Raw genomic sequence first — 21,596 nt, forward strand, 5'->3', positions numbered from 1 at the left:
TTGCCGGAAACTCTGGAAACGCTTATAGTTTCCTCAGTTTCCAGTGCCGTTCCCAGGAGGACGAGCCATGAGCACGCCGCAGCTGCCGTCCGGGCCCCGCATCACCCCGGTGCAGACGTTCCGCTTCATCCGGGACGTCACCCGCTTCTTCGTCGACTGCCGCGAGCGCTACGGAGATCCGTTCACCGCGCCGCTGCCGGTGGGCAACGTGGTCATCACGGGAAGCCCGGAGGGCATCCGCGACATCTTCAGCGCGGACCCCGCCACCTTCGAGCCGCTGGGCCAGCTCCCCCTGGCGCCCGCGGTGGGAGACAACTCGCTGCTGCTGATGGGCGGGCAGCGCCACAAGCGCGAGCGCAAGCTGCTCATGCCCCCCTTCCATGGCGAGCGCATGCGCGCCTATGGGCAGCTCATGCAGGAGCTCACCCTGCGCGCGGTGGAGACGCTGCGCCCGGGCGGCCCCTTCCGCGCCCAGGATCTCACCCAGTCCATCTCGCTCGAGGTCATCATCCGCGCCGTCTTCGGCATCGAGGAGCCGGAGCGCGTACGGCGCTACCGCGAGGTGCTGGCGGGCTACATGGAGGCCTATACGCCGCTGCTGATGATGGCGGTGCCGCTGCGCCGCTCCTTCGGCGGCATGGGCCCCTGGGCGCGATTCCAGCGCTACGTGACGGAGTTGGACCAGTTGTTGACGGAGGACCTCACCACCCGGCGCGGACACGAGGCCGGCCACACCGACATCCTCAGCCTGCTGCTCACCGCGCGGGACGAGGACGGCCAGCCCATGACGGACGGGGAGCTGAAGGACGAGCTGCGCACCCTGCTCATCGCCGGCCACGAGACGACGGCCATCGGCATGGCCTGGGCCCTCTACCACCTGCACCGCATCCCCGAGACGAAGCAGCGGCTGCTGGAGGAGCTGGCCCCGCTGGGCCCGGTGCCCGACCCGGAAGCGCTCGCGAAGCTGCCCTACCTCACCGCGGTGTGTGACGAGTCGCTGCGCCTCCATCCCATCGTCGCGGTGGTGGGCCGCCGCACCGTGGCGCCCTTCACCCTGCGCGGGCGCGAACTGCCGCCCGGCACCGCCCTCATGGCCGCCATCGCCCTGGCGCACGTGGACCCGGCCACCTACCCCGAGCCCGAGCGCTTCCGCCCCGAGCGCTTCCTCGAGCGCAAGTACTCGCCCTTCGAGTACCTGCCCTTCGGCGGCGGCGCGCGGCGCTGCATCGGGGCCGCCTTCGCGCAGTACGAGATGCGCATCGTCCTGGGCACGTTGCTGGCCGTGCACCGTTTCTCGCTCGCGAGCGACACGCCGGAGCGTCCGGTGCGCCGCAACGTCACCATCGGCCCCGGCGGCGGCGTGGGGATGGTGTACGAGGGGCCTCGCCAGGGAGCCCTCGCGTGACGGAAGCGGACGAGGCACGCACCCGCATCCTGGAGAAGGCCGAGCAGTTCTTCCTCACCCACGGCTACTCGCGCGTGACGATGGACGACCTCGCCACCGAGCTGCGGATGAGCAAGAAGACGCTCTACCGGCACTTCTCCAGCAAGGAGGCGCTGGGCGAGGTGGTCATCGAGGCCGGCCTCGCACGCCTCGGTGCGGCGCTGCAGGCCATCATCGAGGACGAGCGGGTGGAGTTCGGCGTGCGGCTGGAGACCTTCGTCCGCACGCTGGCGGGCCGCTACGGGAGCTCGGCCACGCTGCTGCGGGATCTCCAGCGGGACGCCCCCACGCTCTGGCAGAAGCTGGCGGAGCTGCGGCGCGAGTCGGTACAGGCGCGCTTCGGTGCGTTCCTCGCGGCGGGAGTGAAGGCCGGTGCGCTGCGCGCGGACGTGGAGCCCCGGCTCGTCGTCCGCATGATGCTCACCCTGGTGGACCAGCTCCTGCGGCCAGACGTGCTCGAGGAGCTGGAGATCACGGCGGAGCAACTCTACCCCCGCATGCTGGGAGTGATTCTCGACGGCATCCGCATGAAGCCGGAGGGCCCGCCGGCCCCAGCCCGGAAGCCGCGCGGCCCCCGGGCCTGACCGGGAAGCCTGGGCAGGTCCGTCTCCAGGCAGGGGAGCACTGGCGCCTGCTCGTGGGAAGTGCACCTGGGAAGCGGGGCATAGCCTTCCGGGTGGGGGCAGGATGGAACCTTCCAGGACAGTGTGGCTCCGCGCACTGGTGCTCGGGGCGGCGTTCATCGTGACGGGATGGTTCTCCAACCACTTCGTCATCCCGCCCCACCCGAGTGCCGTGCTCTGGCTGCCGAGCGGGCTCTCCCTGGCCTTCCTGCTGCGCACCCGGCCCCAGGGCTGGCCTGTCCTGCTGGCCGCCATCTTCCTGGCCGATCTCGTTTCGATACGGCTCCGTGGCTTCCCCATCCCCCTCTGGACATCCGTCATCTGGGCCCTGGCCAACAGCCTGCGCGCCCTGCTGGGCGCGTGGTTGATCTGGCGGTTCGTGGGCACCGACGTCCGGCTCACCCGCCGCTGGGAACTCGCGGGACTGCTCCTCTTCGGAGGACTGGTGAGCCCCCTGGTCAGCGCCACGCTCGGTGCCCTCGGCTATACCTTCTCGCACAGACCGGCCTCCTTCCTGGCGGACTGGGCCAACTGGTGGCTCAGTGATGGGCTGGGGACGATCCTCGTCGCGCCCCTGCTGTTGACGTGGACGCCCGCCGCCTTCCGCTCGAGACGGTTCCGCCACCTCGCGGAGCTCGGGGTGATGCTCTCGCTGACGGCGCTGGGCGCGCACCTCATCTTCGGCCACCCCGCCCCCAGAGGGCTCCGGGCCTCGCTGATCTACGTCACCTTCTTCTTCATCCTGTGGGGAGCGCTGCGGAGAGGCCCCCAGGGTGCGGCGAGCACCTCGGTGGTGGTGGCCTTCATCGCGCTCTGGCACACCCTCTTCGGGCGAGGACCCTTCAACACCCTGGCCGCCTCGCAGCCCGAGAAGTTGCTCACCCTCCAGGTCTTCCTGGCGATCCTCGGCCTGACGGCGCTGACGCTGGCGGCGGTGGTCTCCGAGCGGTGGCGCACCGAGGAGCTCCAGCGGCTCCTGGTGAAGACGGGCACGGTGCTCGCGGCGTCGCTGGACGTCCGGGAGACCCTTCCGCGCGTGGCGCGCCTCGTCGTCCCACGGACGTGCGCGGGCTGCGCGGTGTGGCTGGTGGGCGGAAACGGTCTGCTGGAGCGGGTGGCGCAGGCGGGATGGAGCCCCGCCCGGGAAGCGCGTCTGCGCGGGTACGTGCCGCCACTGCCCACCACCTCCAGGCGCTGGAGCACCCGGGAGGGCACGGTGGTGCTGGCTCCGATCTGGGTCCGGGACCAGGTCCAGGGAGTGCTCGTGCTCATGAGCGACGAGCAGGCCCACGGCGCGGAAGCGGCGGAGCTCTCCCTGGCCGGGGAGCTGGCCTACCGCTGCGGCATGGCCCTGGAGAGCGCGAGGCTGTACGCGGAGGCCCAACAGGCCATCGAGGCCCGCAACGAGTTCATCGCCATCGCCGCCCACGAGCTGCGCACACCGCTGACCGTGCTCATGCTGCGCATGCGGAGCCTCGACACGCTGCTGCGCCGGGAGCGGGCCTCCGAGGCCGCGCGCGAGAAGGTCCGCGCGACGTCACGCCAGCTCGAGCGGCTGAGTCAACTCGTCGAGCGGCTGCTGGACGTGGGACGCATCACCACCGGCAAGCTGGAGCTCCAGCGGGAAGCGGTGGACGTGGCCGAGCTGGTGGAGCAGGTGCTGGACACCTTCGACGAGGAGGCCACGCGGGCCGGCAGTCCGTTGCGCCTGGAGGCCGAGCCGGGCCTCACCACGTGGTGGGACCGGGGCCGCATCGAGCAGGCGCTCATCAACCTGCTGGCGAACGCGCTCAAGTTCGGCGCCGGGCGCCCCATCGACATCCACGTCTCCGCCGAGGGCGGTCTGGTGCGCATCGCGGTGAGGGACCATGGCATCGGCATCGCCCCCGAGGCGCTGGAGCGCATCTTCGAGCGCTTCGAGCGGGCGGTGTCGTCCCGCAGGTACGGAGGGCTGGGCCTGGGGCTGTTCCTCGCCCGGCAGATCGCCGAGTCCCATGGCGGGACGATTCACGTGGAGAGCCGCCCCGGAGAGGGCTCCACCTTCATGCTGCTGCTCCCGCCAGGACAGCGGCCCGGAGCCGGAGAGGCCACGGAGCACCCGCCCCCGGCGTGAGCTCAGCGCTTCACGCGCTTCATCGTGTCCTGGATGAGGTCCACGTACTGCCGGTTCTTCGGGTTGAGCTTGAAGGCCTTGCGGTACGCATCCTCCGCCTGCGCCCACTGCCCCTCGCCGCGCGACACCTCGCCCGTGAAGAACCACGCCTCCTCGCACCCGGGCTCCTGCTTCACCACGTCCAGCAGCTCCTGGAGCGCCAGCTTCCCGTGCGACTCCGGCTTCATCAGGTAGCGCGCCCACGCCCGGTACGCCCGGTACACCGGCTTCGGGTCGATGTCGCACGCGTACTCGAAGTACTCGAAGGCGCCCGCGTAGTTCTCCGCCTTCAGCCGCTTGCGCGCCTCATCGTACTGCGTGCTCGCGTCCAGCAGGTCCGTCCGGATGCGGAACTGCTCCGCCGTGGACGGCCGCCCCGTCCCCACCTTCTTCTCCCGCGCCGCCGCCCTCCGCTTGCGCCACAGCGCCGCCTGCTCCACCTCCGACAGCGCCCCGTACGCCCTCGCGTACCCCACCAGCAGCCCCTCCGCCTTCTCCTTCAGGTCCGCCGTCTGGAACCGCAGCGGCGAGAACTTGTCCGTCAGCGCCAGGAACGCCTTGCGCAGCGCCACCGGCTGCACGTCTTCCGGCACCCCCAGCAAGTCGAACGGATCCTGGCTGCGGTGCGACATGAAGGCGCTCAGCAGCGCGTTCTTCACCGCCTCGTCCTCGTCCGAGAACGGCAGCCCCGTGGCCGCCTGGGCCAGGGCCGCGGGGTCCACCGTCTCGAGCGAGCCCGGCATCGGCGTCAGCGCCGGACCCGGCATGGGCATGGGCGCCGCGGCCACCGCCGAGGGCGCCGGCGGCGGACGCTTGTCCACCTCCTCCGCGAAGTCCGCCAGCCCCAGCAGGCAGAAGGCGTAGAGCCGGCGCAGCGTGGCATCCGTGTCCAGCCCCGAGCGCTGCTGCAGCTCCGTGAAGGTGGGCCGGAAGCGCAGCGCCTGGAACAGCCGCGCGTCCTTCGAGGACAGCCTCGGCCCCTCCACGCCCGGCACCTGCGCGAAGTGCCGGTCATCCGTGAAGGTGAAGTGCGTGGCCACCTCGTCGAAGGGCATCATCGTGGAGATGCCCGTGAGGATGAGCTGCGACGTGTTCATCCGCACGCTGGTGTCTGGCGGCTCGATGTCCGCGATGAGCCGGAAGCGCGCGTCCGTCCACCGGAAGCAGTCCAGCAGCTTCAGCGCCATGTTCGCCTGCATCTGCTTGTACAGGTCGAACGGGCTGATGAGCCCCTTCTGCACCAGCAGCCCCCCGATGGGCACCTCCGTCTGGACGCTCTCCGCCAGCGCCTTCTGGTAGTCCACCTCGGACAGCTTCCCCTTCTCCACCAGGAACTTGCCCAGCGTCTCGTGCAGCAGGTTGCTGGAGCACGCCACCGGCGCGCCGTCCTCGAAGGTGATGCGCTTCTCGCGCTGGCGCACCTTCAGCTCCAGCGTGCACGTGCGCTCCTCGATGGCCAGCGCGTGCAGCAGCAGGGGGAATGGAGTCTCGGCGAGCGCCCCCTCGCGCTGCCTCAGGACCTGGGCGGGGGTCGGAAACATGGAAGTCGCAGCTTAGCAGGATTACTCGTCGTAGAAGCCGTAGCCGTCCGGAGAGGGCTCAGGGGCCGTCACCCGGCTCAACACGGAGAGGCCGACGGCGAGCACCATCACCAGGGCCACCCCGTAGGCCAGGGGCCGGCTGGGACGCGCCCGCCAGGCCCACAGGCGCTCCCGGCGGCGCTGGAAGCCGGGGGCGGCCACGTACTCCTTCCAGGCCTCCTCGCGCATCAGCGCCGCGTCCGCGTCCCGGCCGCTCTTGTCCAGGGCCTGGGCCAGCAGCACCCGCCCCTCCACCGTCCCCTGCCGCGCCTCGCGCAGGCGGTTCAGGGCCTCGATGGCGCCCTTCGTGTCCCCGCGCGCCAGCCGGAAGCGCCCGCGCTCCAGGTCCACCGCCCCCATCTGGTAGCCCGGCTCCTGCTTCGCCGCCTCGTCCAGCAGCAGCTCACCCCGCGCCGCGTCACCCGCCCCCAGGTACGCCACCCCCAGCAGGAACAGCGTCCCCACATCGTCGTCGCCCGCCTCCAGGTTCGGCTTGAGCACTTCCGCCGCCGCCGCGTACTTCCCCCGCCGCACCCACAGGTCCGCCAGCTCGTAGCGCGCCCGCCGGTCATGGGGGTTGGACTGCAACAGCCGCTGGAGCTTCGAGGCTCGCTGCCACCGGCCAATGGCCCTCAGCGGGCTGGGGAGGATTCCCACCGTGTAGCGATCCACCAGGATCACCAGGGCCAGCACCGCCAGGCCGGACAGCACCGGGCTGCCCGTCAGCGAGGAGAGGACCATCCACAGCAGCCAGCTCATCATGCTCATGGGCGCCGCTCATATCAGGTGGGCGCACGCCGCCCCATGGGTGTGGCGTGGCGTTTCGCCACAGGGGCGTTCCGCCACGCTCCCCCGCCCTCTCGGGAAGCAGGCCCTCCTCCGCCACATGCTTGTAGTCGCAACGGACTCCCGAGGAGGGCCAGGCAAGCGGGGGCCCGAAACTCGCGGCCGGGAATCAAAGTGACCTAAGCTGAACACCCGACTGACCGCTGGCGTCGAGTTTGCACAGGGGGCGTCCCGGTCATCCTCCACCCCCGATTCCCCCGTGGCACCTATGAGAAATCACGTACCGCCACTCCCCACCGAGAGCCGGAGCCTCGCGCCGCTGAAGGGCGCGCCGGCACTGCTGCTCGCCCTCGCGGTGCTGCTGACGGCCGGCAGCGCCCGGGCCCAGGCACCCACCAACAACGCGGCTCCCAAGCTGCGTTACACAGCCGACCTGTACGGCAACTTCGCGCTCATCGGCAACACGCTCGGCCAGGACTGCCGCAGCACCACGCCGCGGCCGCTCACCGGAAGGGCACCGCCGAACGACTTCGTCTACGGCGAGCGCAGCTGCTCCGGGCGCGACACCTCCCCGGACTTCTTCTGGACCCTGGACGACTGGACGCTCGAGAACACCGGCGCCTCCACCCGGCCCTACCTGCCGCCCACCGGCTCGCCGGCCGCGGCCAATCCACTGCACGCCCGTAGCCAGGCGGTGCTCACCCTGCCCCCCGGGGCCCGGGTGGCGCACGCGCGCATCTACTGGGCTGCCACCCGCTTCAACTCGTCCGCCGGTGACGGGATCACCGCGCCGGACCTCACCGCAACGGTGTCCCGCTCGGGCGTGGCCGGCTTCGAGAGGTTCCTCACCGCCGACGACTACGCCTTCCAGCAGGACTCGGGCTCCGAGTACCAGTACCAGTCCACGGCGGACATCACGGAGCTGGTGAAGGCATACGGCTCGGGCGTCTACCAGGTCAGCGATGTGCAGGCCATCCCCTTCGACACCACGACGGGCGAGTACCTCTTCGACGCCTGGTGGATGGTGGTCTTCTACGAGGAGCCGGGCTCCATCACCAAGCGGCACCTGAAGCTCTTCGACAGCATGCGCGTGGTGGCGGGCACGCCCGGTACCACCATCTCGCTGGCGGGCTTCCACGTGCCAACGTATGCCCAGGACGCCAAGCTGGGCGTCATCGCCTTCGAGGGTGATGATCCGGCGCCGGACATCAACGACACGTTCGAGTTCAACGGCACGCTGCTCAGCAACGACCTCAACCCGGCCAACAACTTCTTCAACAGCACGCGCTCGTGGACCACCAACAGGACCGGCGTGCGCACCGACACGCCGCTGACCGGCGTTCCCACCGGCTCCGACGGAGTGCTCGACACCCTGCCCATCAGCCACCGGTATGACCGTCCCCAGCTCACCGGCACGCCCGGCAGCTTGTCCGGCATGGACCTGGACGTGGTGGACGTCACGGTGGCCGCGGGCGCCAAGTCCGCCACGGTGAGGGTCAACACCAGCGGCGACAAGTTCTGGCTGGGCGGCTTCATCACCTCCATCACCACCCAGGCCCCGGACTTCACCAACACCCTCAAGTCCGTGCGCAACATCACCCGCTCCGACGGCACGGTCCGCCCGGGCGACATCCTCGAGTACACCATCACCACCCGCAACGTGGGCGATGACCACTCGCGCGACACGGTCCTCACGGACAAGCTGCCCGCGCTGCTCGACTACGTGCCGGAGTCCATCCAGATCCTCACGGTGGCGGCGAGTGACACCGCCACGCCCGGCCCTCGCACCGATGCCAAGGGCGATGACACCGCCTTCTACGACTCCGCCACCCACTCCATCACCGTGTACCTGGGCACGGGTGCCACGCCCACCGCGGGCGGCACCATCCGGGGCATCGTGGCCCTGGGAGACGAGGGCGAGAGCACCAGCATCGCCTTCCGGATGCAGGTCAAGACCACCACCGTGGGCTCCGTGGAGAACCAGGCCTTCATCACCGCGGGTGGCCTGCTGGGTATCGACCCGGTGACAACGCCCTCGCGCAGCCCGGCCGGCAGCGGCCCCACGCGCATCGAGGTGGCCATCGTCCCGACGCCCGTCATCACCGCGCCGGCCAAGGGCTCCATCACCAACGACAACACGCCCACGTACACCGGCACGGCCCTGCCGGGCACCACGGTCACCGTGAGGAACACGGGTGGCACGGTGCTGTGCACCGCGACCACGGACGCCGCGGGTAACTGGTCCTGCACGGGCACCACGCCGCTGGGCGAGGGCCCCCACACCGTCAGCGCGACCGCCACGGACAGCACGGGCACCCCGAGCCAGCCGGCGAGCACCAACTTCACGGTGGACACGGTGGCGCCCAACCCGCCCGTCATCACCGCGCCCACCTCGGGCGCCGTGCTCACCATCCAGCGGCCCCTGTTCACCGGTACCGCCGAGCCCAATGCCACGGTCATCGTGAGCGTGGATGGCAAGGTGATCGGCCGGGTGGTGGCGGACAGCACGGGCACCTGGTCGTTCCCGGCGCCGGATCCGCTCACGGACGGCCCGCACACCGTCAGCGCCACGGCGAAGGACGCGGCGGGCAACACCAGCTCCGCGACGAGCGTTCCCTTCACCATCAGCGCGAACCCGCCGGATACGCGCATCATCACCATCACCCCGCCGGAGCTCGAGACCCGCAGCACCACCATCTCCTTCACCTTCGACGCCCTGGGCCGGGGCGACGTCGGCAGCTACGACTGCAGCCTCGATGGCCGGACCTTCGTGACGTGCACCAGCCCGAAGGCCTACGCGGATCTGACCGACGGCTGGCACACCTTCGCCGTGCGCTCCAGGACCTATAGCGGCGTCGTGGACCCCACGCCGGCCACCCACCGCTGGTTCATCGGCGTCGACACCGACAAGGACGGCATCGCCGACAGCATCGAGACGGCCACCGGCACGGATCCGAACGATGACGACTCCGACGACGACGGCATCCTGGACGGCAACGAGGACGCCAACCAGGACGGCTACCTGGACCCGGGCGAGACCGACCCGCGCAACCGGGACACCGACGGTGACGGCCTCCAGGACGGCACCGAGCTGGGCCTGACCGCGCCCCAGGGCACGGGCACCAACACGTCCATCTTCCAGCGGGATGAGGACTCCACCACCACGACGGACCCGCTCGACTCCGACACCGACAACGGCAGCGTGGCCGATGGCATCGAGGACTCGAACCGCAACGGCCGCGTCGACCCGGGCGAGCGCAATCCGCTCGACCCCGCGGATGACCGGAGCGTCACCGACACCGACGGCGACGGCATCCCCGACAGCGTCGAGACCGCCACCGGCACCAGCCCCACCGATGACGACTCCGACGACGACGGCATCCTGGACGGCAACGAGGACGCCGACCGCGACGGTGTGGTGGACCCGGGTGAGACCAACCCGCGCAACAAGGACACCGATGGTGACGGCCTCCAGGACGGCACCGAGCTGGGCCTGACCGCCCCCGAGGGCACCGGCACCGACACGACCGTCTTCCAGAGGGATGAGGACCCCGCCACCAAGACGGATCCGCTGAAGGTGGACACCGACAGCGGCAGCGTGTCCGACGGCGTCGAGGACGCGAACCACAACGGCCGCGTCGACCCGGGCGAGCGCAATCCGCTCGACCCCGCGGATGACGTGCGCCCCACCGACACCGACGGCGACGGCATCCCCGACAGCGTCGAGACGGCCACCGGCACGGATCCGAACGATGACGACTCCGACGACGACGGCATCCTGGACGGCAACGAGGACGCCGACCACGACGGTGTGGTGGATCCGGGTGAGACCAACCCGCGCAACAGGGACACCGACAACGACGGCGTCCAGGACGGCACCGAGAAGGGCCTGACAGCGCCCCAGGGTAGCGGCACCAACGCGTCCATCTTCCAGCCGGATACGCACCCGGCCAGCACCACGAACCCGCTCGACGATGACTCGGATGACGACGGCCTGCTGGACGGCACCGAGGACGCCGACCGCGACGGCGCCGTGGACGCCACCGAGACCGATCCGAAGAAGCTCGACACGGACGGCGACGGCCTCCAGGACGGCACCGAGAAGGGCCTCTCCTCTCCCGAGGGCCTGGGCACCGATCTGGCAGTCTTCATCCCGGATGCGAACCCGTCCACCCGGACGGACCCGCTCGACACGGACACCGACAATGGCAGCGTGTCCGACGGCGTCGAGGACGCGAACCACAACGGCCGCGTCGACTCGGGCGAGCGCAACCCGCTCGACCCCTCGGACGATGTTCCCCCCACGGACACCGACGGCGACGGCATCCCCGACAGCGTCGAGACCGCCACCGGCACCGACCCGACCAAGGCCGATACGGACGGCGACGGCATCCCCGATGGCGTCGAGGACAAGGACCACGACGGCGTCGTGGACCCGGGCGAGACCGATCCGCGCACGGCCGACACGGACGGCGACGGCATCCCCGATGGCACCGAGGACGCCGACCACGACGGCGTCGTGGACGCGGGCGAGACGGATCCGACGAAGACGGACTCGGACAACGACGGCCTGCCGGATGGCATCGAGGACAAGAACCACAACGGCGTCGTGGACCCGGGCGAGACCGACCCGAGGAACCCCGACACCGATGGTGGCGGCGTGCTCGACGGCGCCGAGGACAAGAACCACAACGGCGTCGTGGATCCGGGCGAGACCGACCCGCTCGACCCCGAGGATGACGACGCGAGCCGCGACACGGACGGCGACGGCATCCCCGACGTCCGCGAGGTAGAGCTTGGCCTCGACCCGAACGACTCGGACAGCGATGACGACGGCGTGCCCGATGGCCAGGACGGCATCACCGACACGGATGGTGACGGCCTCATCGACGCGCTCGATCCGGACAGCGACAACGACGGCATCAATGACGGCACCGAGCTCGGTGTGACGCGGGCCAACGCTCCCGCGGGCACCAACCTCGACTCGCCCAACTTCGTGCCGGACGAGGACCCGAGCACCACCACCAACCCGAAGAAGGCCGACAGCGATGACGACGGCCTGAAGGACGGCGAGGAGGACAAGAACGCCAATGGCCGCCTGGACTCGGGCGAGACCGATGCGAGCGACATGGACACCGACGACGGTGGCCTGTCCGACGGCGACGAGGTGAAGTTCAACACCAACCCGCTGGACGACACGGACGACTTCATCATCGCCGGCCGTGGCTGCAGCACCTCGGGCAGTGGCTCTCCGCTGGTGTGGCTGGCGGCGCTGGTGCTGCTCGTCATGCCCGCCCTGCGGCGCACCTCGCGCCGTGGCACGGCGCTGGCCGGTGGACTGCTGGGCCTCGTGGGCGTGCTGGCCGCTCCGGCGGCGGACGCCCAGGGTCCCACGCCGTCCCCGCTGTCCCAGTCCATCGACGTGCAGCGCTACAAGCCCGGCCCGGGCGCCACCGACATCCTCGGCGTCCATGGCGCCAGGGTGGACGGACACCTGGGCTGGCACCTGGCGGCCTCGGTCAACTACGCGAGCAACCCGCTGGGCTTCCTGGATCCGCGTCAGGACGACTTCATCTACTCCATCGTCGCCAACCAGGTGACGGCGGATCTGATGGGCTCCATCTCGCTGTGGGACCGGTTCGAGCTGGGCGTGGCACTGCCCATCACGTACCAGTCCTCGGAGAGCGGTGCCTCCGTCACGCCGGCCTTCCAGAACGGCGTGAGCGGCGCGGGCCTGGGTGACCTGCGGCTGGTGCCCAAGGCCCACCTGCTCAACGCCGGTGGGTTCGACCTGGGCGTGGTCGTGCCCGTGCTGCTGCCCAGCGCGGGCGGCAATGGCTTCCGCGGCGGCGCGGGCGTGAGCGCGCGTCCGCAACTGGTGGGCGAGTGGGGCAACGGCAACGGGCTGCGGCTGGTGGCCAACCTCGGCGCCAACCTCCAGCCCGAGCAGCAGGTGCGCAATCTGCGCACGGGCACCGAGCTGATGTTCGCGGTGGGTGCCCAGGTGCCCCTGACCGAGAAGCTCGCGGTGCGCGCCAACCTGGCGGGTGCCTTCGGGTTGAACGACCAGGACATGGAGGGGCGTCCGCTGGAACTCCTCGCGGCGGTGCAGTACCGCATCACCCCCGGACTGGCGGCCCACGTGGGCGGTGGCCCGGGCCTCACCCGCGGCTACGGCACCCCGGGATTCCGCCTCTTCGCCGGGGTGGACTGGACGCAACCCGGTGAGCGCGCTCCGGCCCAGCCGGCCACTCCTCCCGCGCCCGCCGATACGGACGCGGATGGCGTCACGGACGACAAGGATCAGTGCGCCCAGGGCCCCGAGGACATGGACGGCTTCCAGGACGACGACGGTTGCGCGGACCCGGACAACGACCAGGACGGCATCCCGGACACGAACGACAAGTGCCCCAACGAGCCCGAGACCGTGAACGGCTTCCAGGACGAGGACGGCTGCCCGGACAAGGAGCCGGTGGACTCGGACAAGGACGGCCTGATGGACGACCAGGACAAGTGCCCGGCCCAGCCCGAGGACAAGGACGGCTTCCAGGACGAGGACGGCTGCCCGGATCCGGACAACGACAAGGACGGCGTGCCGGACTGGGAGGACCAGTGCCCCCTGCAGCCCGAGGTCATCAACGGGGTGAAGGACGAGGATGGCTGCCCCGACGAGGGCAAGTCCAAGGTGCGCCTGGAGGCCAAGCGCATCGTCATCCTGGACAAGGTGTACTTCGCCACCAACAAGGACGTCATCCTGCCCAAGTCGTTCGACCTGCTGAATCAGGTGGCGGCCATCCTGCGCGCCAACCCGCAGATCGAGCTGCTGCGCGTGGAGGGCCACACGGACAACCAGGGCAAGCCGGCCAAGAACCAGAACCTGTCGGAGCGCCGCGCGGCCAACGTGCGCGCCTTCCTCATCAAGGAGGGTGTGGCGGCGGAGCGCCTCGAGTCGGTGGGCTACGGCCAGACGAAGCCGGTGGACACGAACAAGACGGCGGCGGGCCGTGAGAACAACCGCCGCGTCGAGTTCAACATCCTGAAGGTCGCCGGCGAGGAAGCCGAGCAGCCGAAGTAACGGAGCACCCGGCCCCGGCCGGACACACGCGGCGCGAGCAGGCGAACGTCCTGCTCGCGCCGTTTCCGTTTCGAGTCCCCTCTCCCTCTGGGAGAGGGTTAGGGTGAGGGTCTTCCCCGAGGAGCGCACCGTGCCCCCCACCCTTCGCCCGCTCGTCCTGCCCCTGCTCGTCCCCCTGTTGCTGGCGGCGGCGCCCCCCGCGGCCGCACCGGCCCCGCCCCGCCTGGAGGATGCCGTGCCCGATACCTTCACCGGAGTGGAGCGAGTGGTGGCGGTGGGGGACGTGCACGGGGACGTGGAAGCCCTGAAGGAAGTGCTGCGGCTGGCGAAGCTCATCGACGAGAAGGGCCGGTGGAGCGGCGGCAAGGCCCACCTGGTGCAGACGGGGGACATCCCCGACCGGGGGGAGCACACGCGGGAGGCCTTCGAGCTGTTGATGCGGCTGGAGGGCGAGGCGCGCGCGGCGGGAGGCCGGGTGCACGCGCTGCTGGGCAACCACGAGGCGATGAACATGCTCGGGGACCTGCGCTACGTGGCCCCGGGCGAGATGGCGTCATTCGCGGACCAGAGCCCCGAGCCAGATGCCTCCGGCTCGCCACGAGGGCTCAACGGGCATCGCGTGGCGTACGGGCTCCAGGGGCGCTATGGCCGGTGGCTGCGCACGCATGCCGCGGTGGTGCGCATCAACGACACGCTCTTCGTGCACGGCGGCGTGTCCCCGGAGGTACCGGCGAAGACACTGCCCGAGCTCAACCGTTGGGTGCGGCAGGACCTGTTCCCCGGCAACCCTCCGGGAGGAGCCAAGGACTCGCAGGGGCCGTTGTGGTTCCGCGGCTACGCACTGGGGCAGGAGGAAGAAGCGGCTCCCGCGCTCGAGGCGGTGCTGAAACGCTTTGGCGCGAAGCGCATGGTGATGGGGCACACCACGGACCGCGATGGGAAGATCCGGACGCGGCTCGACGGGAAGGCGGTGTTCATCGACACCGGGCTGAGCACCGGCTACGGCCGCCACCTCTCGGCGCTGGAGCTTCGAGGCGGCAAGGTGACCGCCCTCTATGTCGACGGCCGCGTGGAGCTGGTGGCGGGCAAGGCAGGCAAGGCGGGCAAGGTCAGCCCCTGACGCCTCGCAGGTCGCCGTGCACCGCGAGCCAGATGCAGGGCGGCTCGCGCGAGGTCCACTCCACGCGGTGCCGCTCGTGCGCGGGGAGGAAGAGATGGTCGCCCGGACCGAGCTCGCGGGAGCGCCCATCCTCCCAGACGAGCTTCGCCCGTCCCTGAAGGAGCACCACCCACTCGTCCCGCTCCTGGTCGTACCAGTGGCCCGGAGGAGAAGCCTGTCCCGTGGAGATGATGCGCTCGATGAGGAGCCCATTGTCCGGAAGGAGTGGCTCGAAGGTCTCCTGCTCCGGCAGGGGATGGGGGAGCTCGAATAGATTGGCCATCCCGGTGAGGGTAGCGCGGGAGGCACCATGCGTTGGTACGGAACGGTTGGGACGGCCCTGCTGTGGAGCTTCCTGGGCGGCGACGCCTTCGCCCAGACGCCCAGGGACAAGAACGAGAAGTTCGTCGCGGCGGCGCGCGAGGTGCTCGGGGTCTCCTACCAGTTCGGTGGCCGGATGCGCCGGCCGGGAGAAGGCATCGACTGCCAGGGAGTGCTCTTCTACGCGGCCGAGCGCGTGAGCCGGTGCGGCTGGAAGTCCTACTCGGTGTTCCCGACCCAATCCGTGCCATCGGGCGAGCTGGGGCAGCCGGTGGAGGGGATGGCGCCCATCGCCACCTCGGAACTGGACGTCTCGCGGCTCCAGCCCGGTGACGTGCTGCAACTGGTGGGGTTCGACGAGAACCCGGCCGAGCCGCGCATCGGCCTGCTGAAGGAGCGGCCCGTCTGGGTGTGGCACACCGGTGTCTACAGTGGCGGGGGCAGGTGGATCGTCGGTGACCACTTCGCGGGCCGGGTCGTCGAGGTGGACCTCGCGGCGTACCTGACCGAACACGCGAACGTGTACGCGGGGCTCGTGGTCACCCGGATGAAGGACGGCCCCCGTCCCACCCGGTGCCGGCAACACCGGCCGATGAAGGCCCCGAGCCCTACAGAAGCCGCGCGCTGATGGCGCTGTGCACGTCCGCGCCCGCCTCGGTGAGCACGAGCCTCGGGCCGTCGAGCCTCGCCAGGCCATGCTGCACCAGCCGGGCGATCTCCTTGCGGCGCGGCTCCGGATCCTGCCCGTAGCGCGTGCACACCGCCTCCCAGTCCACTCCGGAGCGCAGCCGCAGCCCCATGGCCAGGCGCTCCTCGAAGAGCTCCAGGGGGCTCAGCTCCTCGCGGCTGGACTCCGGAAGCGTCCCCTCCTCCGCGGCCCGCATGTACGCGTCCGAGCCGCGCAGGTCCACGTAGCGGTAGCCCGAGGGCCGCTCGCCGGGCGCGGACGTGAGCAGCATGCCCGTGGCGCCCACGCCCAGCGCGAGGTACTCGCCCCCCGTCCAGTAGAGCGCGTTGTGCCGCGAGCCGTACCCGGGCCGGGCGTGGTTGGAGATTTCATACCGCAGCAACCCGTGCTCGCCGTAGGCGTCGCGGATGGCCTTCGTCATCTCCACCACCTCCTCGTCCGGAGGCAGCACCACCTCGCCCTTGTCGAGCTGCCGGGACAGGGGCGTGGCCACCGCCAGCGACTCGCGGTCCACCGTCAGCGCGTAGGTGGACAGGTGCTCGGGCCCGAGTGCCGCCGCCCGGCGCGCATCCGACTCCGCCTGTGCCCGCGTCTGCCCGTGCACCCCGTAGATGAAGTCCATGGACACCACGTCGAAGCCCGCGCGCCGAGCCGTCTCGTACGCCGCCACCGCCTCCGGACCGGTGTGCTCGCGCCCCAGCGCCTTCAGCAGCGAGTCCTCGAAGGACTGCACGCCCAGCGAGACGCGGTTGACGCCCGCCGCCCGGTAGCCCGCGAAGCGCTCGGCGTCCGCGACACTCGGGTTGGCCTCCAGGGAGATCTCCGCCCCCGGCGCCACCTTCAGCCGAGCCGCCACGCCCTCCAGCACGAGCGCTACCCAACGCGGGTGCCAGAGGGACGGCGTGCCGCCACCGAGGAAGATGGACTCCAGCGTGCGCTCGCGCAGCGAGGGCTCCGCCGCCAGCCGTGCGTCCAGTTCCGCCAGCACCGCGCGCGCATAGCGCTCCTCGGGCACCTGGCGCACCACGGCCACGGCGAAGTCGCAGTAGGGGCACTTGGAGAGACAGTACGGGAAGTGCACGTACAGCCCGAATCGTGCCGCTGCCGTCCCCGTGAGGGGGTCGATGGGGCCCGCGAAGTCCATTCCGCGCTACTTCGCCCCCCGGAGTTGAGCGAGCTGCGCTTCCAGCTTCGCCACCTTCATCTTGTAGCTGGCCGCCGACTCCAGCGCCGACTCCGCCGCCATCAGCTTGCGCTTCATCGCCGCCACGTCTTCCTTGAGCTGGTCACGCTCGGCGATCACCTCGTCCTCGGCCGGGCCTCCTCCCTTGGCGCGAGAGGCCTCCAGCGCGCCCTCCAGCATCTTCACCCGCTGCCGCAGCCGCTCCGCCTGCTCCTCGGCCTCGCGGGCCTGGCTGCCGGCGTCCAGCTCCTCCACGTCGAGCTCCGCCTCCGCCGCGCGCACATCCTGCTGCTCCTCCACCTGCATCCGCACGCGCTCCAACTCCGACTCCACGTCCGCCAACGCGCGCGCCATGTCCTGGCGGTCCGCCTCCAGCGCCTTCAGCTCGCCCTCCAGCTCCGCGTTCCGCGCATCGGCCGCCGCCGCGCGCTCGGAGTCCTGTTGGGCCCGCGCCTGGACGCGTCCCAGCTCCGCCTCCACGTCGGCGAGCGCGCGCGCCATGTCCTTGCGGTCCTCCTCCACCGTCCCCAGCTCGGCCCGCAGCGCCGCCACCTGCGTCTCGGCCTGCTCCGCCGCCTCCGACAGCGCCGCCGCGTCCGCCTCCATCCGGTCGCGCAGCTGCACCGCCTCCGTCTCGCTCAGCGCCAGCGACTCGCGCAGCGACGTCAGCTCCGCCTCCGCCGCCTCCAGCCGGGGCGACAGCTCCGCCAGCTCCGTCCGCGCTGTGTCACGCTCGGATTCCAGCTCCCGGGTGCGCGCCTGCGCCTCGTCCAGCGAGCTGTTCGACCACTCGGACTCCGCGAGCGACGCCTCCAACTGCGCCACCCGCGCCTTGAGCCCCACCTTCTCCGCCACGACGAGCTCCTGCTCCCGCAGGACCGCCTGCAACTGCTCGTGGATGTTCTCCAGCTCGGCCAGGTTGGCCTGGTACTGCTCGCGCACCGCCTCCAGCGCCCCCTGCATCTCGGCGCGCTCCGCCGCCAGCTCCCCTACCCGGTCCTGCGCCAGCGACAGGGCTTCCTTCGCTCCGACGAGCTCCTCTGCCAGCGACGCCCTCGAGTCCCGCTCGTGCTTCAGTTCCCCGGTGAGGCGCGGCAACTCCGCCTCCACCTCGGCCAGTGCCCGGGAGAGGTCCCTGCGCTCCTCCTCCACCGTCTGCAGCTCGCCCTCCAGCTGCGCCACCCGCGCCTCGGCCACCGCCGTGCGCGCCGCCTCGCGCGACACCGCCGCGGAGGCCTGCTCCAACTTCGCGGGCGCGTCCTTCAGCGCGGCGAGCTGCTCACGTGCCTCCGCCACCTGCGTCCGCAGCGAGGCCTCGGACACCCGCAGCGACTGCAGCTCCGACTCGCGCTCGGCGAACAACGTCCGCGCACGGGTCAGCGTCTCCGTCTTCTGCTTCAGCACCGAGCGGAAGTACTCGACCTTGTCCTCCGGGGAACCCCCGAGGGCAAGGCGCGGCTCGGGGGGCTCGGCGAAGGGGTCCGCCGCTCCCACCGGACGGGCGGGAATGGGCGGCGGCTCCGGGGGCCGGGCCGAGGACTGCACCGAGGGCAGCGACATGGCGGGCCGGAAGGCGGCCGGTGCGGCGGGCGCTCCCTTCCGGGGAGGCAACGGCGGCGGGGCCGCGGGACGCACGGATACCGACGACGCGGGCGCCACGGACGCCGCTTCCTCTCCCAGGCTCTCCCGCAGATCCGCGAGCGGATCCAGCTCCTCTGACGACGACCCCATGCGTGCCGAGGTTAACCCCCGGACCTCCTCTTCTCCACAGTGCTCCACACGTCTCGAGCGACCCGCCCTCCCGTCTGGTCTCCAGGCTCACAACAGGGTCGCGGCCCACACGCCCAGGCGTTAGGGACTGGTCGGAAGGGTCTCCGGCTTGCCTTGCCTCCCCACACTGCCGGTGTCAGGTTCAAACGTTCCATGGCTCAGCGCTACACACTTTCCAACGGACTCACCGTCGTCTTCGAGGAGCAGCACGCCGCCCGGGTGGCCGCCTTCCAGGTGTGGGTGAAGGCCGGCAGCGCCGACGAGCGTCCCGACCAGGCCGGCCTGGCGCACCTGCACGAGCACATGCTCTTCAAGGGCACGGCCCGCCGCGGCCCCGGTGAGGTCGCCCGCGACGTGGAGGCCCATGGCGGGGAGATCAACGCCTGGACGTCCTTCGACCAGACGGTCTACCACATCGTCATCGCCAGCCAGTTCGCCCGAATGGGCCTGGACATCCTTGGTGACGCCATCCGCTCCTCCGCCTTCGACACGGACGAGCTGGCCCGGGAAATCGAGGTGGTGTGCGAGGAGATCAAGCGCAGTCAGGACACCCCGGCCCGGCGCGCCTCGAGGGATCTCTTCTCCACCGCCTACCAGGAGCACCCCTACCGCTTCCCCGTCATCGGCACGGCGGAGAGCGTGCGCGGTTTCTCCCGGGACAAGGTGCTCGAGTTCTACCGGCGGCACTACACGCCGAAGAACCTGGTGCTGTCGGCCGCGGGGGACTTCACCGAGGCGGAGCTGCGCCAGTGGGTGGAGGAGCTCTTCGGCGGTGACTGGGGCCGGCCCTACGAGGGCGGCGTGGCGCGCGCACGCGAGCCCGAGGTGGCCCGCCGCCGCGTGCTGCTGCGGCCGGACGAGGTGAAGGAGGTCTACTTCAACCTCGCCTTCCCCATCCCCCAGGCGGACCACCCGGACGTGCCCGCGCTGGATGCGCTGGCGATGATCGCCGGCCAGGGTGATGCCTCGCGGCTGGTGCTGGAGGTCAAGCGCAAGCGCAGCCTCGTCAACGACATCCACGCGTACGCCTATACCCCGAGGGATCCGGGCCTCTTCTCCGCCAGCCTCACGCTGCCGCCGGAGAAGCTGCCGCAGGCGCTCGAGGAAACGGTGAGGGTGCTGAGCGCGCTGCGCACGGGCCTGGTGCCCGCGGACGAGCTGGCCACGGTGAAGGCCCTCATCGAGGCCGAGGCCGTCTACCAGCGCGAGACGGTGCAGGGACTGGCGCGCAAGATGGGCCACTACCAGTCCTCCATGGGGGACCTGGAGGCGGAGGCGCGCTACTACGAGGCCATCGCGAAGCTCACCCCCGAGCGCATCCGCGAGGTGGCCGAGCGCTACCTGCGCTTCGACCGGGCCGTCGTCACCGGGTTGCTGCCCCCGGGCACGCCCTTCGGCGCGGAGCAGGCCGAGGAGATTCTCGACCGGGTGTCTCGCGAGACGCCCGCCGCGCCGGCCGAGCGCCGCGCCCCGAAGGCCGCACCCGGAGGGCCCGCGCTGCAGGTGGGCCGCACCGTGCCCGCCTCGCCCGGAAGGATAGTGGAGGAGCGGCTGCCGTCCGGGGCGCGCGTCATCGTGCGCGAGGAGCGGGCCGTGCCCCTCTTCGCCATGCGCGCCGCCTTCCCCGGCGGGCTGCGCTACGAGACGCAGGAGAACAACGGCCTCACCACGCTGCTGGGCCGCAGCCTCACCCGGGGCACGCCCTCGCACGACGCCGAGGAGATCTCCCACCTCATCGACAGCTTCGCCGGCTCGCTCTCGGGCCAGGGCGGACGCAACTCGGTGGGCCTGCGCGGCGAGTTCCTCTCGCGCCACTTCCAGGCCGCCTTCCGGCTCTTCGCCGACTGCCTCCTGAACCCCAGCTTCCCCGAGGCCGAGGTGGCCCGCGAGCGCGCCCTGCTGTTGCAGGACATCCTCACGCGCGAGGACAAGCCCAGTGGCGTGGCGTTCGATCTCTTCGGCCGCACCCTCTTCCACACGCACCCCTACCGGCTGTCCTCGCTGGGCGAGCAGTCCTCGGTGGAGAAGCTGGGGCCGGACGCGCTGCGCGCCTACCACGCGGCGTACATGGACCCGTCGCAGCTCACCCTGACGGTGGTGGGAGACGTGAGGACGGACGAGGTGCTCGCCCTGGCGCACGAGGCCTTCGGTGCCTCCCGTGGCCGCGCGGCGCCTCCGCCCGAGGTGCGGCCCGAGCCTCCGCCCGAGTCCTCGCGCTCGGCCAAGAAGCAGCTGGCGCGCGCGCAGTCCCACCTGGTGCTGGGCTTCCAGGGGGTGCGGGTGAACGACCCGCGGCGGCACGCGCTGGAGGTGCTCTCCACGCTGCTCAGTGGCCAGGGCGGACGCCTCTTCGTGGAGCTGCGCGACAAGCGCTCCATGGCCTACAGCGTGAGCAGCTTCTCCATCGAGGGCGTGGATCCGGGCTACTTCGCCGTCTACATGGGCACCAGCCCCGAGAAGGTGGAGGCCGCGCTCGCCGGCATCCGCGAGGAGCTGGCCCGCGTACGCGACGAGCCCATCCCCGAGGCCGAGCTCGCCCGCGCGAAGCAGCACCTCATCGGTACCCATGAGATTGGCCTGCAGCGCAACGGCGCACGCGCCGCGCTGCTCGCGCTGGATGCCTGCTACGGCCTGGGCCAGGAGAACTTCCTGCACTACGCCGAGCGCGTGGCGGCGGTGACGGCCGAGGACGTGCGCGCGGTGGCCCGCCAGCTCATCGACTTCGAGCGCGGCGTGCTGTCCCACGTCGGGCCCTGAGCCGGGCCGCGCTTCCCCGCAAAACAAAATCCCCTCTCCCACGTGCTGGGGAGAGGGG

12 protein-coding genes are annotated in these 21,596 nt (G+C 71.0%); 7 read left to right on the top strand and 5 right to left on the bottom strand.

What is annotated here, in order from left to right; all coding sequences use genetic code 11:
• Nucleotides 1-67 precede the first annotated feature (67 nt).
• From BO221_RS43645 to BO221_RS43655, 3 genes are all read left to right on the top strand, one after another.
• A complete protein-coding gene (locus BO221_RS43645; RefSeq protein WP_073566857.1) occupies nucleotides 68-1,405 on the top strand; it encodes a cytochrome P450 in 1,338 nt (445 codons plus the stop codon).
• Entirely contained in the window at nucleotides 1,402-2,028 is a 627-nt protein-coding gene (locus tag BO221_RS43650; RefSeq protein ID WP_073566858.1) for a TetR/AcrR family transcriptional regulator, read from the top strand. The genes BO221_RS43645 and BO221_RS43650 overlap by 4 nt, the downstream gene beginning before the upstream one ends.
• Nucleotides 2,029-2,131: 103 nt before the next feature.
• On the top strand, nucleotides 2,132-4,180 hold the full coding sequence (locus BO221_RS43655; RefSeq protein WP_083682385.1) for an MASE1 domain-containing protein: 2,049 nt from the start codon (nucleotides 2,132-2,134) through the stop codon (nucleotides 4,178-4,180).
• 2 nt (nucleotides 4,181-4,182) lie between these two features.
• Here BO221_RS43655 and BO221_RS43660 read toward each other — a convergent pair whose 3' ends face one another.
• Together BO221_RS43660 and BO221_RS43665 are read right to left on the bottom strand one after the other, a co-directional pair.
• Nucleotides 4,183-5,760 (bottom strand): DUF4388 domain-containing protein, encoded by a 1,578-nt coding sequence (locus tag BO221_RS43660; protein WP_073566860.1) that lies wholly within the window; start codon nucleotides 5,758-5,760, stop codon nucleotides 4,183-4,185.
• 21 nt (nucleotides 5,761-5,781) lie between these two features.
• Entirely contained in the window at nucleotides 5,782-6,561 is a 780-nt protein-coding gene (locus tag BO221_RS43665; RefSeq protein WP_073567036.1) for a lipopolysaccharide assembly protein LapB, read from the bottom strand.
• Between the two features lie 292 nt (nucleotides 6,562-6,853).
• Between BO221_RS43665 and BO221_RS53165 the strand changes: the two genes are divergently transcribed.
• Together BO221_RS53165 and BO221_RS43680 are read left to right on the top strand one after the other, a co-directional pair.
• A complete protein-coding gene (locus tag BO221_RS53165; protein ID WP_083682387.1) occupies nucleotides 6,854-13,660 on the top strand; it encodes an Ig-like domain-containing protein in 6,807 nt (2,268 codons plus the stop codon).
• Nucleotides 13,661-13,763: 103 nt separating this feature from the next.
• Nucleotides 13,764-14,780, top strand: a complete 1,017-nt coding sequence (locus tag BO221_RS43680; protein ID WP_233166527.1) for a metallophosphoesterase — start codon at nucleotides 13,764-13,766, stop codon at nucleotides 14,778-14,780.
• Here the strand turns inward: BO221_RS43680 and BO221_RS43685 are convergent.
• Nucleotides 14,770-15,102: a cupin domain-containing protein gene (locus BO221_RS43685; RefSeq protein WP_073566861.1), complete on the bottom strand. Its 333-nt coding sequence runs from the start codon at nucleotides 15,100-15,102 to the stop codon at nucleotides 14,770-14,772. The genes BO221_RS43680 and BO221_RS43685 overlap by 11 nt on opposite strands.
• 27 nt (nucleotides 15,103-15,129) lie before the next feature.
• On the opposite strand from BO221_RS43685, the gene BO221_RS43690 reads away from it, so the two are divergent.
• Nucleotides 15,130-15,768: a hypothetical protein gene (locus BO221_RS43690; protein ID WP_073566862.1), complete on the top strand. Its 639-nt coding sequence runs from the start codon at nucleotides 15,130-15,132 to the stop codon at nucleotides 15,766-15,768.
• Here the strand turns inward: BO221_RS43690 and hemW are convergent.
• Together hemW and BO221_RS43700 are read right to left on the bottom strand one after the other, a co-directional pair.
• Nucleotides 15,749-16,972: a radical SAM family heme chaperone HemW gene (gene hemW, locus BO221_RS43695; protein ID WP_073566863.1), complete on the bottom strand. Its 1,224-nt coding sequence runs from the start codon at nucleotides 16,970-16,972 to the stop codon at nucleotides 15,749-15,751. The genes BO221_RS43690 and hemW overlap by 20 nt on opposite strands.
• Before the next feature lie 6 nt (nucleotides 16,973-16,978).
• A complete protein-coding gene (locus BO221_RS43700) occupies nucleotides 16,979-18,742 on the bottom strand; it encodes a hypothetical protein (RefSeq protein WP_073566864.1) in 1,764 nt (587 codons plus the stop codon).
• A gap of 192 nt (nucleotides 18,743-18,934) precedes the next feature.
• On the opposite strand from BO221_RS43700, the gene BO221_RS43705 reads away from it, so the two are divergent.
• Nucleotides 18,935-21,538, top strand: a complete 2,604-nt coding sequence (locus tag BO221_RS43705) for a pitrilysin family protein (protein ID WP_073566865.1) — start codon at nucleotides 18,935-18,937, stop codon at nucleotides 21,536-21,538.
• Nucleotides 21,539-21,596 lie beyond the last annotated feature (58 nt).

This window comes from Archangium sp. Cb G35, from assembly GCF_001896145.1.
Lineage (GTDB): Bacteria > Myxococcota > Myxococcia > Myxococcales > Myxococcaceae > Archangium > Archangium violaceum.

What these genes read in the sequence shown, in the direction of transcription:
- BO221_RS43685 (WP_073566861.1), bottom strand. Translation starts at nt 15,102, where the DNA reads ATGGCCAATCTATTCGAGCTCCCCCATCCCCTGCCGGAGCAGGAGACC.
- BO221_RS43645 (WP_073566857.1), top strand. Translation starts at nt 68, where the DNA reads ATGAGCACGCCGCAGCTGCCGTCCGGGCCCCGCATCACCCCGGTGCAG.
- BO221_RS43655 (WP_083682385.1), top strand. Translation starts at nt 2,132, where the DNA reads ATGGAACCTTCCAGGACAGTGTGGCTCCGCGCACTGGTGCTCGGGGCG.
- BO221_RS43700 (WP_073566864.1), bottom strand. Translation starts at nt 18,742, where the DNA reads ATGGGGTCGTCGTCAGAGGAGCTGGATCCGCTCGCGGATCTGCGGGAG.
- BO221_RS43705 (WP_073566865.1), top strand. Translation starts at nt 18,935, where the DNA reads ATGGCTCAGCGCTACACACTTTCCAACGGACTCACCGTCGTCTTCGAG.
- BO221_RS43665 (WP_073567036.1), bottom strand. Translation starts at nt 6,561, where the DNA reads ATGATGAGCTGGCTGCTGTGGATGGTCCTCTCCTCGCTGACGGGCAGC.
- BO221_RS43690 (WP_073566862.1), top strand. Translation starts at nt 15,130, where the DNA reads ATGCGTTGGTACGGAACGGTTGGGACGGCCCTGCTGTGGAGCTTCCTG.
- hemW (WP_073566863.1), bottom strand. Translation starts at nt 16,972, where the DNA reads ATGGACTTCGCGGGCCCCATCGACCCCCTCACGGGGACGGCAGCGGCA.
- BO221_RS53165 (WP_083682387.1), top strand. Translation starts at nt 6,854, where the DNA reads ATGAGAAATCACGTACCGCCACTCCCCACCGAGAGCCGGAGCCTCGCG.
- BO221_RS43660 (WP_073566860.1), bottom strand. Translation starts at nt 5,760, where the DNA reads ATGTTTCCGACCCCCGCCCAGGTCCTGAGGCAGCGCGAGGGGGCGCTC.